Below are 670 nucleotides of genomic sequence, written 5' to 3'. Positions count from 1 at the left end.
TCCACCGTAGTTCGCCGCAATATTCAGCGTCAGACCGTTATTCCCGGCTGTTAGCGCTTCAGATTTACGAATACGTTCTTGCAAACGCGAGTTAAAGCGACTGGTATCGCCAATAATACGCAGACGCACGTTATGTCGGTGCAGACTTTTTACTTCGCTATCGAGCGCCCACACAAACAGTTCCATTAACGCACTGACTTCCTGCGCTGGTCGGTTCCAGTTTTCACTACTAAAGGCATACAGCGTTAACGCCTCAATACCGTTGTTGGCCGCAAAAGAGACAGCCCGGCGGACGGATTTTGCCCCGGCTTTATGCCCAAAGGCACGAATCTTCCCTTGCTTTTTTGCCCAGCGACCATTGCCGTCCATAATGATCGCAACATGACGGCAGCCATGCGCTGGCAATTTTTCGCTAAGTGGTTGAGTAGCAGACAACATCACGCGTTTTTTATTCCCTGACAGGGTTTACGGTACTCAGGAATACTGAAGCCTATACAAAAAAAAGCCGTGTAAAACCACGGCATACCTGACCTTATAAAGCCAACTACTTACGATCAGATGGCGCAGACTATATCACTGAAGCCCTACGCTAACAAATAGCGCGACTCTCTGTAGCCGGATTATCCTCAGCTTGCGAGACGCATCACCTCTTTTCTGGCGACTTCACGCG

At 49.6% G+C, this 670-nt stretch carries 1 protein-coding gene; it reads right to left on the bottom strand.

Annotation, left to right across the window (positions count from 1 at the left end; genetic code table 11):
- The coding region (uppS, locus tag V5P19_RS22960; protein ID WP_334407827.1) for a polyprenyl diphosphate synthase at nucleotides 1-438 on the bottom strand (438 nt) is incomplete at its 3' end.
- Between the last annotated feature and the right edge of the window lie 232 nt (nucleotides 439-670).

It is taken from the genome of Enterobacter sp. UNJFSC 003, assembly GCF_036903355.1.
Taxonomy (GTDB): domain Bacteria; phylum Pseudomonadota; class Gammaproteobacteria; order Enterobacterales; family Enterobacteriaceae; genus Enterobacter.
The sequence above is the reverse complement of the archived record's forward strand: the minus strand, read 5'-3'. Positions and strand labels throughout refer to the sequence as shown.